This is a genomic window from Streptomyces sp. NPDC033221 (genome assembly GCF_055577005.1).
Map to the genome: position 1 here is coordinate 39,596 of NZ_JBVIQN010000046.1, position 14,687 is coordinate 54,282.

General features: G+C 72.9%; 13 protein-coding genes. 4 read left to right on the forward strand and 9 right to left on the reverse strand.

Translation table 11 applies throughout. The features are described 5' to 3' along the window. Positions 1–154 precede the first annotated feature (154 nt). Complete coding sequence (locus ACZ53K_RS37995) at positions 155–964, forward strand: GH12 family glycosyl hydrolase domain-containing protein (protein WP_468846289.1); 810 nt, start codon at positions 155–157, stop codon at positions 962–964. A 57-nt stretch (positions 965–1,021) separates the two neighbouring features. On the opposite strand, the gene ACZ53K_RS38000 is transcribed toward ACZ53K_RS37995, so the two are convergent. The 3 genes from ACZ53K_RS38000 to ACZ53K_RS38010 form a co-directional block, all read right to left on the reverse strand. Continuing rightward, on the reverse strand, positions 1,022–1,720 hold the full coding sequence (locus tag ACZ53K_RS38000) for an HAD family hydrolase (protein ID WP_468846290.1): 699 nt from the start codon (positions 1,718–1,720) through the stop codon (positions 1,022–1,024). Between the two features lie 24 nt (positions 1,721–1,744). Further along, positions 1,745–2,224 carry an Lrp/AsnC family transcriptional regulator gene (locus ACZ53K_RS38005; RefSeq protein ID WP_468846291.1) on the reverse strand — a complete coding sequence of 160 codons (480 nt, stop codon included), beginning with the start codon at positions 2,222–2,224 and terminating at the stop codon, positions 1,745–1,747. Between the two features lie 110 nt (positions 2,225–2,334). Next, positions 2,335–3,627, reverse strand: a complete 1,293-nt coding sequence (locus ACZ53K_RS38010) for a YeeE/YedE family protein (RefSeq protein WP_468846294.1) — start codon at positions 3,625–3,627, stop codon at positions 2,335–2,337. Between the two features lie 579 nt (positions 3,628–4,206). On the opposite strand from ACZ53K_RS38010, the gene ACZ53K_RS38015 reads away from it, so the two are divergent. After that, positions 4,207–5,715, forward strand: a complete 1,509-nt coding sequence (locus tag ACZ53K_RS38015; RefSeq protein WP_468846296.1) for an FUSC family protein — start codon at positions 4,207–4,209, stop codon at positions 5,713–5,715. Between the two features lie 140 nt (positions 5,716–5,855). Further along, positions 5,856–6,899 (forward strand): lactonase family protein, encoded by a 1,044-nt coding sequence (locus tag ACZ53K_RS38020; protein ID WP_468846299.1) that lies wholly within the window; start codon positions 5,856–5,858, stop codon positions 6,897–6,899. A 235-nt stretch (positions 6,900–7,134) separates the two neighbouring features. On the opposite strand, the gene ACZ53K_RS38025 is transcribed toward ACZ53K_RS38020, so the two are convergent. The 6 genes from ACZ53K_RS38025 to ACZ53K_RS38050 all read right to left on the reverse strand — a co-directional run bounded on the left by ACZ53K_RS38025 (position 7,135) and on the right by ACZ53K_RS38050 (position 13,035). Further along, a complete protein-coding gene (locus ACZ53K_RS38025; RefSeq protein ID WP_468846302.1) occupies positions 7,135–8,004 on the reverse strand; it encodes a sirohydrochlorin chelatase in 870 nt (289 codons plus the stop codon). Positions 8,005–8,479: 475 nt separating this feature from the next. After that, a complete protein-coding gene (locus ACZ53K_RS38030) occupies positions 8,480–9,490 on the reverse strand; it encodes an N-acetylglucosamine kinase (protein ID WP_468846305.1) in 1,011 nt (336 codons plus the stop codon). Further along, positions 9,483–10,640 carry an LURP-one-related family protein gene (locus ACZ53K_RS38035; RefSeq protein WP_468846307.1) on the reverse strand — a complete coding sequence of 386 codons (1,158 nt, stop codon included), beginning with the start codon at positions 10,638–10,640 and terminating at the stop codon, positions 9,483–9,485. Before ACZ53K_RS38035 ends, ACZ53K_RS38030 begins: the two co-directional genes overlap by 8 nt. 22 nt (positions 10,641–10,662) lie before the next feature. Further along, positions 10,663–11,340, reverse strand: a complete 678-nt coding sequence (locus ACZ53K_RS38040; RefSeq protein ID WP_468846310.1) for a uracil-DNA glycosylase — start codon at positions 11,338–11,340, stop codon at positions 10,663–10,665. Positions 11,341–11,403: 63 nt separating this feature from the next. Further along, complete coding sequence (locus ACZ53K_RS38045) at positions 11,404–12,501, reverse strand: WD40/YVTN/BNR-like repeat-containing protein (protein WP_468846313.1); 1,098 nt, start codon at positions 12,499–12,501, stop codon at positions 11,404–11,406. Positions 12,502–12,765: 264 nt separating this feature from the next. Further along, the gene (locus ACZ53K_RS38050) at positions 12,766–13,035 is read right to left on the reverse strand and encodes a GlsB/YeaQ/YmgE family stress response membrane protein (protein ID WP_468846316.1); all 270 of its coding nucleotides are present in this window, start codon (positions 13,033–13,035) and stop codon (positions 12,766–12,768) included. A 462-nt stretch (positions 13,036–13,497) separates the two neighbouring features. Between ACZ53K_RS38050 and ACZ53K_RS38055 the strand changes: the two genes are divergently transcribed. After that, the gene (locus tag ACZ53K_RS38055) at positions 13,498–14,598 is read left to right on the forward strand and encodes an NADH:flavin oxidoreductase/NADH oxidase (RefSeq protein ID WP_468846319.1); all 1,101 of its coding nucleotides are present in this window, start codon (positions 13,498–13,500) and stop codon (positions 14,596–14,598) included. The last annotated feature ends 89 nt before the right edge of the window (positions 14,599–14,687 follow it).

Genomic DNA, 14,687 nt, shown 5'->3' on the forward strand with positions numbered 1-14,687 from the left:
CGCCGACGCCGGGAAGGTTGCCGTCACCTGCCGGCGATTTTCCGCCGGGAGCCAGGCGGGCCGGAGACCGGACCCGAACCCGGCCCGAGGCGAGCAACCAATGCGCCCGCGGCGGCAACCAGAAGGCACTGACCCCGCATCGAAAGGCCGTCTCATGTCCGCATCTGGCCGCCACCGCTCATCCCGCAAGCGCTTCCTCGTCGCACTGCTCGCCGCCGCCACACTCGGCGGCGGCACCTTCTTCGCCCTCGACACGACCGCAGACTCCGCACAGGCCGCCGACGGCTGCGCGCCGAACGCCTCCACTCCCATGGGCAAATACTGGCTCAACAACAACACCTGGGGAGCGGGCAGCGGTTCCGGGTGGAGCTGTACGTGGGCCACGTACCAGTCCGGCAACACCATCGGCTGGGGCACCCATCACGACTGGGCGGGCGCTCCCGAGTCGGTGAAGTCGTACGCGAGCAGCGTCCTCGGCTGGCACTGGGGCTGGAAGTCCGACGCCACCGGCCTGCCGGTACGGGTCTCCGCGAAGACACCGGTCCGCGCGAAGTGGTCCTACAAGGTGAAGGAGACCAGGCCGGGCGCGTACAACGTCGCCTACGACCTGTGGCTGCACGACCGGCCCGACACCGACTGGCAGAGCCGCCCCAAGCACGAGGTCATGGTGTGGCTCAGCAAGGGCGGCGCCGCCGCTCCGCTGGGCACCCGACAGCAGCGGGTGAAGGTCGCCGGCGCGTACTGGGACCTGTACGTCGGCAGGACCGACTGGAACGTGTACTCCTTTGTCCGCGTCGGCAACACCACCACGTCCGACCTCGACCTGAACGACTTCCTCCAGGCCCTCGTCCGCCGGGGCGCGGTGGCGCCGACCGACTACCTGAGCGGGGTGGAGGCCGGCACGGAAGCCTTCACCGGCAAGGCGCAGCTGGACACCGGCACGTACTCCGTCGAGGTCGGCTGAGACGGACAGGCCTGCGCCGTACGGGCGCGCGGTCCCGGCCTTCGGTTCCCGCGGGTTCTAGCTTTGGCCCGTCGCGATCCACCGGTGAGCGGCCTCCGCCGTGAATTCCCGCTGCCCGCGCGGGAAGAACAGCCCGGCGCTGCCGAAGGCCGGATCCGTCGCCGTCTCCGGTACGTACGGGATGGCGATGCACCGCATCCCCGCCCGGCGGGCCGCCTCCGCGCCGGGCGGCGCGTCCTCCAGCACCACGCAGCTCTCCGGCGCCGCGCCCAGCCGGCGGGCCGCCTCCAGGAAGACGTCGGGCGCGGGCTTGCCGTGCGCGACCTCCTCGGCGGAGACGCGTACGGTCAGCCGCGCGTCCAGGCCGGTGGCCGCGAGCACCGTCTCGATCGCGGACCGGGAGGAGCCGGAGGCCACCGCCATCGGGTGCCCGGCCGCGTGCAGCAGCTCCACGAAGGTCCGCATCGCGGGGAAGACCTCGGTGTGCGCCCGCGCCCGTTCCAGGTAGGCGCGGTTCTTGCCGGCCAGCAGCTCGTCGAGGGGCGCGTCGATGCCGTACTCCCGCTTGAGGATCTCCAGCGTCTCGCGGGTGCCGATGCCGATGAAGCGGGCGTGGTGTGCCCAGGTGAAGTCGGTGACGCCGTACCGGGCGAGGACCCGGCGTCCCGCCTCGTAGTAGTTCGGCTCGCTGTCCACGAGCGTGCCGTCCAGGTCGAAGATGACGGGGGCGGGGCGGACACCGGCGGGAATGCTCATGGACCCAGCATGTCAAGGCGGGTATCAGCGCGGCTCGGCGGCACCGCCCACCGCTTCGACCAGCGGCAGCATCCGGTGCGGCACCCGTTCCCGCAGCGCCACCTCGGTACGGGTCCGGACCACGCCCGACATCTTGATCAGCCGCTGGACCACGTCCTCCAGGTGTGCCGCGTCGCGCGCGACCACCCGCGTCATCAGGTCCCCGCCGCCGGTCGTCGAGAACGCCTCGATGATCTCCGGAACCTCGGCCAGCTCCTCGGCGACGTCCTCCAGATGTCCCTGGGTGACCTCGATGTGCACGAAGGCCAGCACGGGGTGGCCGAGGGCGGCGGGCGAGAGGCGGGGCCCGTACGCGGTGATCACTCCATCCCGCTCCAGCCGGTCCAGACGCGCCTGGACGGTGCCCCGGGCGATGCCGAGGATACGGGCGTACTCCCGCACGCTGGTGCGCGGCTGCTCCAGCAGCAGCCGGAGGATCTTCGCGTCGAGCGCGTCCACGGCCATGGGCCAACGGCCTCCTCGGAAGCGGTACGGGTCCCGGTGACTGTACCAACGGCTCACCCGTCGGCGCGTATACGGCGGCCATCGGCCCTGAGCGCGGGCCCCGTCACCCGTCAGCAGACACCGTCCCCCGGCCTGGGGTTGGCCAGCCGGAAGACCGGCCGCAGCTTCAGGCCCGCCCAGGTGCCGAGCAGCGCCGTCGCACCCCAGATCCAGCCGTGCAGGCTGCCGGACGCGATACCGGCGAGGTAGGCGCCGATGTTGCAGCCACCGGCCAGCCGGGCGCCGACGCCCATCAGGACGCCGCCCGCGACCGCCGCGACCGCGGTGCGCCAGGGAGTGCCCCGGTGCAGGGCCCAGGTGCCGCCCAGCGCGGCGGCTACCGCCGCGCCGATCATGATGCCGATGTCGGTGAGGCTGGTCTTGTCGGCCAGCACGGGACCGGACAGCGCCCGCGCGTTCGCGGGCTTCTGCCAGTACGACCAGGTCTCCGGGTGCCCGCCGAGCGCACTCACCAGCTTCGCGCCCCACAGGCTGAACGCGCTGGTCACACCCCACGCCCCGCCGGACACGAGGAGCACCCCGCCGCCCAGCACCGCCAGTACCCCCGCACCGGCGGCCAGCGGCCACGAACCGCGCAGGACCCGGGCGGCCCGGGTCTTCGCCGACGGCACCGGGCCGGTCGGCGGCGGGTTGCGGCGCGCCTGGACCGCGCGGCTGACGGCCACGACGACGGCCAGCGTCAGGATCGTGACGGCCCACGAGCCGAACCAGCCGAGGTGGTCGGCGAACACGACGGGCTCGAACGCCGGCAGGTCCCGCCACACGTCGAACTGCCAGGCGGCCAGCGTGGAACCGGCGATGAAGCCGCCCAGGGTCAGCACGATGGACGTCTGCCCCGACCCCACCGCGAACAGCGTGCCGGAGGCGCAGGCGCCGCCCAGCTGCATACCGACGGCGAACACGAACGAGCCGAGGAGCAGCCCCACGCCGAGCGGCCCGCCGGAGGGCTCGGGCGCCGACCCGAACAGTCCGGTGCCGGTGCCGATGACCAGGGCGAACAGAGTGGCCGTCGTACCCAGCAGCAGTGCGTGGGCGCGCAGCCCGGCCCCGTTGCCCACCGCGACGAGCTGCCGCCACGCGGACGTGAACCCGAACCGCGAGTGGAACAGGGCCACCCCGAGGCCGAGCCCGAGCAGCAGCAGGACGCCGGGCTTCGCGCCGTACGAGGCGAAGACGTAACCCGCCAGCGCCAGGGCGATCAGCAGGCCGACGGCGAGCGGCAGCCGCCGGACCGGCGGGGCCGGGGGAGCGGCGGGCCGGGGCCGGGAGGTGGGGGAGGGAGCGAGCAGCGCCGCGGTGGGGCGGGGGGTTCCGACGAGCGGATCAGGGGGTGCTGTGGTCACAGCGGGCTCCGTGAGGGTGAGCGGTGAGCTGAGCGGGGGCGGGGCGACGTGGCACATGGGTGTGCCCGGGGTGCCGGAGGCGCAGGTCGCCCCGGGAACGCCGGGGGCGGGGAAGCGGTGATCACGGACGCCGGGGCCTGCGGAACGGCGCCGGCGGCGGGCTTCAGCGGGGACAGAGCCCGTCGTCGACGCACCAGGCCGAGTTCGCGAAGAGCGCGAGACAGAGGAGGCGTGCGGGTGCGGACATGACGTCGAGGGTAATGCGTGGAAGATGCACACGGTTGCGGTGTTCCGGCATGTGGACGCTCGGATGAGACGCGCGTCGGCGGGCGCTCTGATGCGGGCAGTCGGGCGAGAGCTCACGCCAATGGCCGCCTTCTGGCCCAGCGCCTTCCGTCGACGCTGTGCCAATGGCACAGCCGTATCGGGCCCTGTTGAGCCAACAGCTGTGTTGATGTTGTGATAGGTCCGTCGATGGCGCTGCGGATCCCCGCGGCGCCTTTTTGATGCCGAAGCGCAGAGCCGAAGCACCGAGCCGGAAGACGAACGACAGAGTTGAACGCAGAGGGGTGGGAAACCGTGGTGAAGAGGGTGTTCGTGGCGCCGGACCCGGGGCGGCTGCGGCTGCGCAGCGCCGCGCGGGCCGTCGTGGGTGTCGGCCTGGCGGTGGCGGTGTGTGCCGCCGTCGGCCACTCGCTGGTCGGTGCCGTGGTGGGCGGGGTCGCCGCGCTGCTGGCCCTCTTCACCGTCGCGGACACGACGGTGCGCGGTCAGCTGGTCTCCACCGCCCTGCTGCCGCTGGTCGGGTTCCCGGTGCTCGCCGTCGCGGCGATGCTGCACGACTACCCGCTGGTACGGGACACGGCCTTCCTCGCCACGGTCGGCGTCGGGGTCTACGCCCGCCGCTGGGGGCCGCGCGGCAACGCCCTCGGCATCTTCGCGTTCATGTCCTTCTTCGAGGCGCAGTTCCTGCGTACGGTGCCCGAGCAGCTGCCCGAGCTGTACGCCGCCACCGCGCTCGCCCTCCTCGCCTGCTCGGCGGTCCGCTTCGGACTGTGGTGCTACGAACGCCGTACGCCGTCGCCCGCCGTCCCCGCCCTGCCCGGCGGCACGGGCCTGGCCCGCGCGACGACCCGCCAGGCGCTCCAGGCGACCGCCGGCGGAGCCTTCGCCCTGATCGCGGGCCAGATGCTCTCCCAGGAACGCTGGTACTGGGCGGTCGGCGCCATGTGGTGGATCTTCGTCAACACCGCCTCGCGCGGCGAGACCGTCGTCCGCGGATTCCGCCGGATGCTCGGCACCCTGCTCGGCATCCCCGCCGGGCTGCTGATCGCCGTACCCCTGCACGGCGCCGTGGCGCCCACGGCGGCCCTGATCGCCGTCTGCATCTTCTCGATCTTCTATGCGTCGCCGGTCTCGTACACCTGGAACATGCTCGCGGTGACCCTGATGGTCGGGCTGCTGTACGGGCTGCTGGGCGTGCTGGACCCGGGGCTGCTCGCGCTGCGTCTGGCGGAGACCGGCGTCGGCGCGCTGAGCGCGATCCTGGCCGTCCTGGTGGTGCTGCCGGTCACCACGCACGCGACGACGGACGCCTGGGTACAGCGCGCCCTGCGCTGCGTACACCACTGCACCGCCGAGGCCGCGGCACGCATCGCCGGCTCCGAGAGCGCCGACCCGGCCCCGCGCGTCGCCGAGCTGGAGGTGCTGCTCCGCCGCGTACGGCTGTCCCTCTCCCCGCTGGTGCACCCGCTGGCCCCGATGCGTGCCCGCAAGGAACGGGCCCGGCAGGTGCTGGCGCTCCTGGACGACTGCGCCCGCGAGGTCCGCGGGCTGGCGTCCATCGCCGCCGACCCGGTGGCGTCGCATGATGCCCGGCTGACCGCCGCCTGCCAGCGTGTGGAGGCCGCCGTTGAGGCGCTCACCACACCCCAGCAGCCCCGCGAGTTCACAGCAGCCGCAGCGGCCGCCGCCCCGCACGCGCCCCTGGAACCCGCGCTCGCCCACCTGCACAGCTTGGAGCGCGCCCTGGCGGAACTGGCCGCGCCGCTGCACAGCTCCCCGCGCTCCCCGCTGGCCGACGCCTGACGGGAGAACCGCCGCCGAGACCGCCCGCCGCCCACCGATCGACGTCAGCGACCCGATCGGCGGGCGGCGGCGGCCTGTTAGCGTCAGTGCGTACAACTCCGTACGGCACACAGGGCGGACGAAGGGCAGGCGGAGCGCCGATGAGGACGACAGGCAGCGGACGGCGGGCGTACATCGGGTCGTTCACGTCGGCCGGCGGGCGCGGCGTCATCACGGCGGCGGTCGACGCGGAGACGGGCGCCCTGACCCCACTGCATGCCACGGACGAGGTGCCCGACCCGAGCTATCTCGCGGCCGCGCCCGACGGGCGCCACCTGTACGCGGTGAGCGAGACGTCCGACGGCGCGGCTGCCGCCTTCGCGCTCACGGAGAACGGCCCGGTGCCGCTCGGCGCCCCCGTACCGGTACGCGGCGCCGGCCCGACCCACCTCACCCTCTGGGTCGGACGTCTGCTGACCGCCAACTACACCTCCGGCAGCGTCAGCGCGCTGCCCGTACGGGCCGACGGCACCCTCGCGGAACCCGCCGCCGTGCTCCGGCACGAGGGCCACGGCCCGCACCCCGACCGCCAGGAGGGCCCGCACGCGCACGCCGTGCTGCCGGACCCCACCGGCCGGTGGCTGCTCAGCGTCGATCTCGGCACCGATTCCGTACGCGTTTGCGAATTTGTCCCGGCGAGCGGGGAGCCCGTCGTACGCCACGAGATCCGGCTGCGGCCCGGCAGCGGGCCCCGGCACCTCGCCTTCCACCCGGGTGGCCGCCACGCGTACGTCATCAACGAACTGTCCTCCACGGTCACACCGTGCCGCTGGGACGCCGCCACCGGCACCCTCACACCGCTGACCGAGACGGCGATCCTGCCCCCGGACGCGGGCGAGAACCACCCCTCCGAGCTGGTCATCTCGCCCGACGGCCGCTTCGCCTGGGCGGCGAACCGGGGCCACGACAGCATCTCGGTACTGGCCCTCGACCCGTCGGGAGAGACCTTCACCCTGGTCACCACCGTGCCGTGCGGAGGGCACTGGCCGCGCGACCTTGCGCTGCACCCGGGAGGGCGACACCTGTACGCGGCCAACGAGCGCTCCGGGGACGTGACCTGGTTCGCCCTCGACGCCGCCACCGGGGTACCGGAAGCCGGCGGTTCGATCGAGGCCCCGGCAGCCTCCTGCGTGGTCTTCGGCTGAGGCTGCGGCTGCCGCACGCACGCCGCGAGCCGCAGGGACATGTGAGTCGCACGGGCAAAGGCTGAAGGGCCGCTCCCGAACGGTACGGGAAGCGGCCCTTTCACGAGGTGCCGACGGCGACAGGCGCCGCCGGCAGGGGCGTACACGGCGGGCCGTCAGGCCGTCGGCCGGGGCGTCGGAGGGGCGGGCAGCGGGCGACGGCTCGCGGGGAGAGCCGTGCCGCCGCCCCGCGAGGTCACCGGGCCGGCGCGTGCTGACCGGCCGACTGCAGCGTGATGCCCAGCGCCGACGCGTAGTTCGACAGGACCAGGCGGCCGACCGTCCCGTACGCGCCCAGGGGCTCCGCCGCCGCGCAGCCCGCTTCCGCTGCCGCGGCCCCCACCAGGCCTTCGGCGATCTCGGGACCGATCAGGTACGGAGCCAGGGCCAGCTGCTGCGAGCCCGAGGAACGCAGCTCCTCGGCGGTACGGGCGATGGCGCCCTCCTCGTCCAGCGCGGCGGCCAGCACCGGCACCGCCAGCCGGGCGGAGAGCAGCATGCCGGTGATGCCGGCGGCCTGTACGGCCTCCTCGCCGCCGACGGTGGCGAGGACGATGCCGTCGGCGGCCGTCGCGACCGTGAACAGCCGCGCCCGGTCGGCACGGGCCAGACCGGCCTCCGAGAGGCGTACGTGCAGGGCCTCGGCGAGCAGCGGGTGCGGGCCGAGCACATCGGTCAGCTCGGCGGCCGAACCGCTGTTCATGATCGCTTGGCGTATGCGGCGGAGCAGCGCGCTGTCCGGTCCGGCCAGCAGCGGCACGACCACCGCGGGCGGGCCCTGCTGCTCGGGCTGCGCACCGTCGCCGGTACGGGCCCGGTGCTCACCGGCCGCCTGGGCGAGCACGGTCTCCAGCGCGGGGTACTCCGCGTCGCCGCCGTCCACGTAGCCGATCCGGGCGTCGAGGCCGGGCAGCTCGGAACGGGCGATGCTGGTCACCTCCGCCGCCAGGCCGCGCGCGGCGGCGGAGGGGGCGCCGGGAACGGCGAGGACCAGGGCGGGCGCGCCCTCGGGCGCGGCGACGGGTTCCGGTCGGCGGTGACGACCGGACTGCCGGGGACGCGGCATTCGTACAGGCAGGCCGGGTGCGGCGCCCGAGCTCGGAGAAACTTCGTCAAAGCGGGGCGAGCCGGGTGCGGGCCCAGTGGGGGAACTCATGGCGTCGCATGTTAACGCCTCAGGGGTCCCCCGCGCGGCGGGAGGGTTCGGCCGGGAGGTATCCGTCCCGAATTGTCCCGCGCGCCGTATGGGCAGGTCAAAGCCCGGTTCGAGCATCGGTGCGACCCTGCGGGACGACCCGGCGGGAGGCGCTGCGCCCCCGCCCCGTACTTCCCTCGCACGCCCCTTCGCGCGCCCCGTCCGCCCCTCGCTGTGACGCGCTGCTGACGGGTCGGACGATGGGGCGCCATGGCGAATCGGAATGGCGGCGGGACGGCGGTTCGGAATGACGGGTCGGTGTGGGGCGCTGGATATCCGGGACTACTTACGCAATTCACGGCTTTGCGGCTTTGTTCGAATGACGTGCTCGCCGCCGGGCCGTGCCCTACCGCGTGACCCGCAACAGCCTCTCGTCCGTGGGCAGCCGCAGCCCGTCGACAGCCAGGGCCGCGGCCACGCGCAGCGCCCCGCTCAGAGGATCGCCCGCCGCTTCGACCCGGCGGGCGTGCGGCAGCAGCTCGTCGAACGCGGTGCGCAGCGGCGACAGCAGCGGCTCGCCCAAGTTCAGGAGGCCCCCGGTGAAGGCCACCGCACTCCCGGCCGCCGACGGGCAGACCGCCGCCGCCGACTCCGCCAGGTGGCGCGCCGCGCTGCTCAGGATCGCGGCCGCCACGGGATCGCGCCCGGCGCAGGCGGCGACCTCGGGTGCGAACGACGCCAGTACGGCGGTCCGGTCGGCTCGCGGGTACAGCGCGCCGGGCAGCTCGGCCGCCGGGCCGAACAGCGCTTCCATACGGGCCAGCAGCACGGCGGAACCGCCCGCCCGCCCGTCGTGGGCGCGCAGCGCCGCCTCCAGCCCAGCCCTGCCGATCCAGGCGCCACTGCCGCAGTCGCCCAGCAGATGCCCCCAGCCGTCGGCGCGGCGCCAGCCGCCGGCCGGGGTGAGGTCCGTGCCCATCGCTATGACGCCGGTACCGGCGGCGACCACGGCGCCCGGAGTCTGGCCGAGCGCCCCGGCGTACGCGGTCACGGCGTCGGCGGCCAGCGCCAGCCGCCGTACACCGAACGCCTCGGCCAGCGCCCCGGGCAGCTCGGCCCGCAGCTCCGTGCCGAGCGTCGCCATGCCCGCGGCGCCGACGCACACGGCGTCGAGCCGCCGGGCGCCGGTGTCCCGCATCAGGTCCTGCGCGGCCGGTACCAGCTGTTTGAGCAGCTGGTGGGCGTCCATGCCGTTCGGGCCGGTGCCGATCGGCTCCTGAGAGGTGTACGAGGCGAGCGGCCGCGCGTCCCTCCCGTCCGCGCGGGCGACGGCGATCCGCAGGCTGGAACCGCCCGAATCGACCCCCAGGACATGGCCGGTCGACGGGCGTGCCGTACTGCCCCGGGGCTCAGCCAAACCCGCGCGCGTCCTGCTTGAGCGCGGTGTCCACGGTCAGGGCCGTGGCGACGACCAGGCTCCGCAGCGGCTCGGGGAGCTGGCTGTGGAGCTGCAGGACGTAGTTGTCCGCGGTGGTGAACATCGTCTTGGCCAGGCCCTCCCAGGTCTTGGTGATCCGGGCGACCTCGTTGTCGGTGTGGTCGACGATCGCGAAGTTCCAGGCGCGCCAGTTCTCCGCCTTGATGGCGCCGATCTGCTGCCCGCCCGCCATCATCGCGAAGTTGATCTTGCCGATGGCGTTCTGCTGCACGATCTCGCCCACCGGCTGCCCGTCGGGCCGCTCCACCAGCACCTTGGACTTGATGAACTTCGCCGGGCGGGTCAGCACCAGTTGCGGCTGGCCGAAATTGTCCCGGATCTCCAGCCGGTGGGTCATGTACTGGTCGAGGCTGGAGACGATCCGCAGCACCTTCTTCGCGGTGCTCTGGCCGACCTGTACGACCGTGCCGAGGGTGTTGCCGTGCTGGTCGAAGACGCTGTACTCGTTCGTCACCTCGATCAGCTTGGCCTTCTGGTTCACGACCAGGACCGGTTCGGTGAACAGCGTTCCGCCGCCCTGGGCGCTGGGCGCGACCCCGGCCTGCTGCTGCACCTGGTACTGCACCTGCCCCGGGCTGCCACCCGGCTGCCCGTACCCCGGCTGCGCTCCGGGCATCGGCTGTCCGCCCGGCATGGGCTGACCGCCGGGCATGGGCTGACCGCCGGGCATGGGCTGCTGGCCGACCGGGGACGGGTGTCCGGCCGGCGCCTGCTGCCCGGCCTGCGGCGCGTACTGGTGCGGCATCGGCTGACCGCCCTGCTGCTGGGGCGCGTACCCCTGACCGGGGGCCTGCTGGCCGTACGGCTGCCCGCCCTGCTGCTGCACGGCGTGCTGCTGCGGGCTGCTCTGCTGCTGGGCCTTCACGTACGACGGCTGCTGCGCTTGTTGCTGCTGGGCCTGCTGCGGCGCCTGCTGGCCGACCGCCTCGTCCGGGGCCGATGTCTGCGCCTGGGCCGGCCGGCCCTCGTGCGTGTGCTCGGTCCACCGGGAGCCGTCCCACCAGCGCAGCCGGTCCGGCGTGCCCTGCGGGTCGGCGTACCAACCCGCAGGGATGTTCGCGTTCGTCATGCGGGCACACTATCCCGCAGGGTCAGGGCAGTCTCCAGTCCACCGGCTGCGCGCCCTGCCGCGCCAGCAGGTCATTGGTCCGGCTGAACGGGCGCGAGCCGAAGAAGCCCCGGTCGGCCGACATGGGGGAGGGGTGCGAGGACTCCACCGAGGGCAGGTCGCCGAGCAGCGGTCGCAGATTGCGCGCGTCGCGGCCCCACAGCACCGACACCATCGGGCGGCCCCGCGCGACCAGCGCCCGGATGGCCTGCTCCGTGACCTCCTCCCAGCCCTTGCCCCGGTGCGCCGCCGGCTTGCGCGGCGCCGTCGTCAGCGCCCGGTTGAGCAGCAGGACGCCCTGCCGCGTCCACGGCGTGAGGTCACCGTTGGACGGCCGTGGCAGCCCCAGGTCCGAGGCCATCTCGCGGTAGATGTTCTCCAGACTCCCGGGCAGCGGGCGGACGTCCGGCGCGACGGAGAAACTCAGTCCCACCGCGTGTCCGGGAGTGGGGTAGGGGTCCTGCCCGACGATGAGCACCCGGACGTCGTCGAAGGGCTGTTGGAAGGCGCGCAGCACATTGCTGCCCGCCGGGAGGTAGGTGCGCCCCGCGGCGATCTCCGCCCGCAGGAACTCGCCCATCCTGGCGATCTGCCCGGCGACCGGCTCAAGTGCCTTGGCCCAGCCGGGTTCGACGATTTCATGAAGAGGTCGTGCAGCCACGCACGTCACCCTACTGGCCGCAAGGTGATCCTCTTCAATCGACGGCCCGATCCGCCGCCCGGCTCACCCGACGGCGGCGGCCCGTACGCACAGCACGTCCGGCAGGTGGGAGGCGAGCTGCTGCCAGCTGTCACCGTCGTCCGCGCTGGCGAAGACCTCTCCGTTGCGATTGCCGAAGTAGACGCCCGCGGGGTCGGAGTCGTCGACGCACAGCGCGTCCCGGAGCACCGTGCCGTAATGATCCTCCCGGGGCAGACCGTCGCTGAGCGCCTCCCAGCTCGCACCGGCGTCCTCGGTGCGGAACACCCGGCACCGGCGCTCCGCCGGGACGCGGTCGATGTCGGCGGTGATGGGGAAGACGTACGCGACGTCCGCCCGGCGCGGATGGGCGGCTGCCGCGAACCCGAAGTCGGAGGGCAGCCCGCCGCCGATGTCGGTCCACTTCGCGCCCGCGTCGTCGCTTCGGTAGACGCCCCAGTGGTTCTGCAGGTAGAGCCGGTCCCGGTTGACGGAATCCTGTGCGATCTTGTGTACGCACTGGCCGAACTCCGGGTCCGGGTCGGGCAGGAACACGGCCTTCACGCCGCTGTTCGACGGGGACCAGCTCTGCCCGCCGTCCTTGGTGCGGAACACCCCGGCCGCGGACACCGCGACCGTCACCGCGTCCGCGTCCCGCGGGTCCGTGATCACCGTGTGCACCGCCAGTCCGCCACCGCCGGGCACCCACTGCGCACGGGACGGGTGGTCCCACAGCGAGCGGACCAGCTCGAACGTCTCGCCCCCGTCCGCCGACCGGAACAGCCCGCCGGGCTCCGTCCCGGCGTACACCACATCGGGTGCTGCCGGTCCGGCCGGATGCAGCTGCCACACCCGCTCCAGCGAAGTGTCCGTATCCGGTGGATACTTGACGGGCGGGCGGGCCGGCTCCCGCCAGGTCCCGCCGAGGTCGTCGGAGTGGAAGACCGACGGACCCCAGTGCGAGCTGTCCGCACCGGCCAGCACCCGGGGTGTCGGGCGACGGGTGTCGATGCCGATCGAATACACCGCCTGCGCGGCGAAGTGCGGCCCGCTCAACTCCCAGTCGCCGCGCCGCCGACGGCCGATGAAGAGCCCTTTGCGCGTGCCCACCGCGAGGAGGACGTCTGTCGTGCCGGATGCCATCTCGAACACCTCCGAAACGCCGTTGTTTCCAGGTATCGCTCAGTCTGCACCCGACCACTGACAACGGCCCTTCGGCACGGTGTCGCCGCAGGTCAGAACGTATGTGCTCGCCATGTTTCCGGAGCCGGCGCGCGGCCACGCACAAGCCGGCCCCCTGGCGACAGGGGGCCGGCTCGTCGCCGTCACCGGTCGTGCGGCGCCGCGTTCACTCCTCCTCGCCGACCGGGCGGCCGCCGTTCGCTCCGCCGCCCGTCGTGCGCCGCATCAGTGCCGTTGGTTACGGCCGATGGTCATGCGGTAGATCGCCAGAACGATCACCGAGCCGACGATGGCCGCGATCCACGTCGAGAGGTGGAAGAAACCGTTGATCGACTCCACGCCGAAGATCACCTTGCCGAGCCAGCCGCCCAGCAGCCCACCGACGATGCCGATCAGCATGGTGACGAGGCATCCACCCGGGTCCTTACCCGGCATCAGCGCCTTCGCGATCGCACCCGCCAGCAACCCGATCAGGACCCACGCGATGATTCCCATGGCAGTTCACCTCGTTCACAAATAAGATCAAAACGCTTCGACTCTGGTGTTTCCTGCTTTTGCGGATCGAAACACTGCAAGTGCATCGCTTCTCTGTGCGACAGCGCTGACGTGACCGGCCTCGCGCCGCCAAGCCCTGGGCGCCCCGCATCGCGGCCCTCCAGGGGCGTCAAAAACCGTTCGTACGCGATGCGCCGGGGCCCTTATCGTGAGCCGGTCGGCCCGGGGTGGAGCTCCGGGGCCGGACTGGCCGGTCGCGGCGATACGGGGGTACGCCGCGCTCCGGAAGGCACAGCGATGCGCGGGGCCGGGCCCATCGGGGGCCGGCCCCGTTTTCGTGCGCACGCGCCCTCACGTGCCCGCAGGTAAGTACGAGAGCCATCGTAGTTTGACAGGCTCCGTACTACGAGAGCTATCGTATGAAGCGTCAAGCAGAAGCAACCCCAAACGCGGGAGTCCGTCGTGAGCGCACTGTTCGAGCCCCTCACCCTCCGGTCGCTGACCATCCCCAACCGCATATGGATGGCTCCCATGTGCATGTACTCGGCGGCACCGGACGGCCCGGAGCAGGGCGTGCCCAACGACTGGCACTTCCAGCACCTCGCCTCGCGCGCCGCCGGCGGCACGGGGCTGATCCTGACCGAGGCCACGGCGGTGAGCCCGGAGGGGCGCATCAGCCCGTACGACCTGGGGCTCTGGAACGACCGGCAGACCGCCGCGTTCCGCCGTATCACCGACTTTTTGAAGGCGCACGGCTCCGTCCCGGGCATCCAGATCGCCCACGCGGGACGCAAGGCCTCGACCGAGCGTACGTGGGTGGACCGCGGCGCCCCGATCGCGCCCGGTGAGGGGCACGGATGGCAGCCGGTGGGGCCGAGCCCGCTGGCGTTCGACGAGGCGTCCACCGAGCCGGCGGAGCTGTCGGCCGAGGAGATCCGGGAGATCGTCGGGCAGTTCGCGGCGACCGCGCGGCGGGCGCTGGAGGCCGGCTTCGAGGTGGCGGAGATCCACGGTGCGCACGGCTACCTGATCAACGAGTTCCTCTCGCCGTTCACGAACCGGCGCACGGACGAGTACGGCGGCTCGTACGAGAACCGCACCCGCTTCGCGCTGGAGGTCGTGGACGCGGTGCGGGCCGTGTGGCCCGAGGAGCTGCCGGTGTTCTTCCGGATCTCGGCGACGGACTGGCTCTCGGAGGACGCGGACGACGAGCGCGAGGGCTGGACCTCCGAGGACACCGTGCGCTTCGCCGCCGACCTGAAGGCGCACGGGGTGGACCTGCTGGACACCTCCACCGGCGGCAACGCCCCCGGCGCGAAGATCGCGGTGGGCCCCAGCTACCAGGTGCCCTTCGCCGAGCGGGTCAAGAAGGAGGCCGGACTGCCGGTCGGCGCCGTCGGCCTGATCACCGAGGCCCAGCAGGCCGAGAAGATCGTCGTGGACGGCCAGGCGGACGCCGTCCTGATCGGCCGCGAGCTGCTGCGCGACCCGTACTTCGCCCGGAACGCGGCCCGTGAACTCGGCGCCGACCTCCACATCCCGAACCCGTACCACCGCTCCTGAACCATGGCGACGCGGGGGGGGGGGGGGGAAAAAAAAAGAGCAAAACCGGGGTTGGGAGCTCGGAACACAGGTTCCTTTTCGGAATTAAG

Coding starts and splice junctions, on each gene's coding strand:
- ACZ53K_RS37995 (WP_468846289.1), top strand. CDS start 155: ATGTCCGCATCTGGCCGCCACCGCTCATCCCGCAAGCGCTTCCTCGTC.
- ACZ53K_RS38000 (WP_468846290.1), bottom strand. CDS start 1,720: ATGAGCATTCCCGCCGGTGTCCGCCCCGCCCCCGTCATCTTCGACCTG.
- ACZ53K_RS38005 (WP_468846291.1), bottom strand. CDS start 2,224: ATGGCCGTGGACGCGCTCGACGCGAAGATCCTCCGGCTGCTGCTGGAG.
- ACZ53K_RS38020 (WP_468846299.1), top strand. CDS start 5,856: ATGAGGACGACAGGCAGCGGACGGCGGGCGTACATCGGGTCGTTCACG.
- ACZ53K_RS38025 (WP_468846302.1), bottom strand. CDS start 8,004: ATGCCGCGTCCCCGGCAGTCCGGTCGTCACCGCCGACCGGAACCCGTC.
- ACZ53K_RS38035 (WP_468846307.1), bottom strand. CDS start 10,640: ATGACGAACGCGAACATCCCTGCGGGTTGGTACGCCGACCCGCAGGGC.
- ACZ53K_RS38045 (WP_468846313.1), bottom strand. CDS start 12,501: ATGGCATCCGGCACGACAGACGTCCTCCTCGCGGTGGGCACGCGCAAA.
- ACZ53K_RS38050 (WP_468846316.1), bottom strand. CDS start 13,035: ATGGGAATCATCGCGTGGGTCCTGATCGGGTTGCTGGCGGGTGCGATC.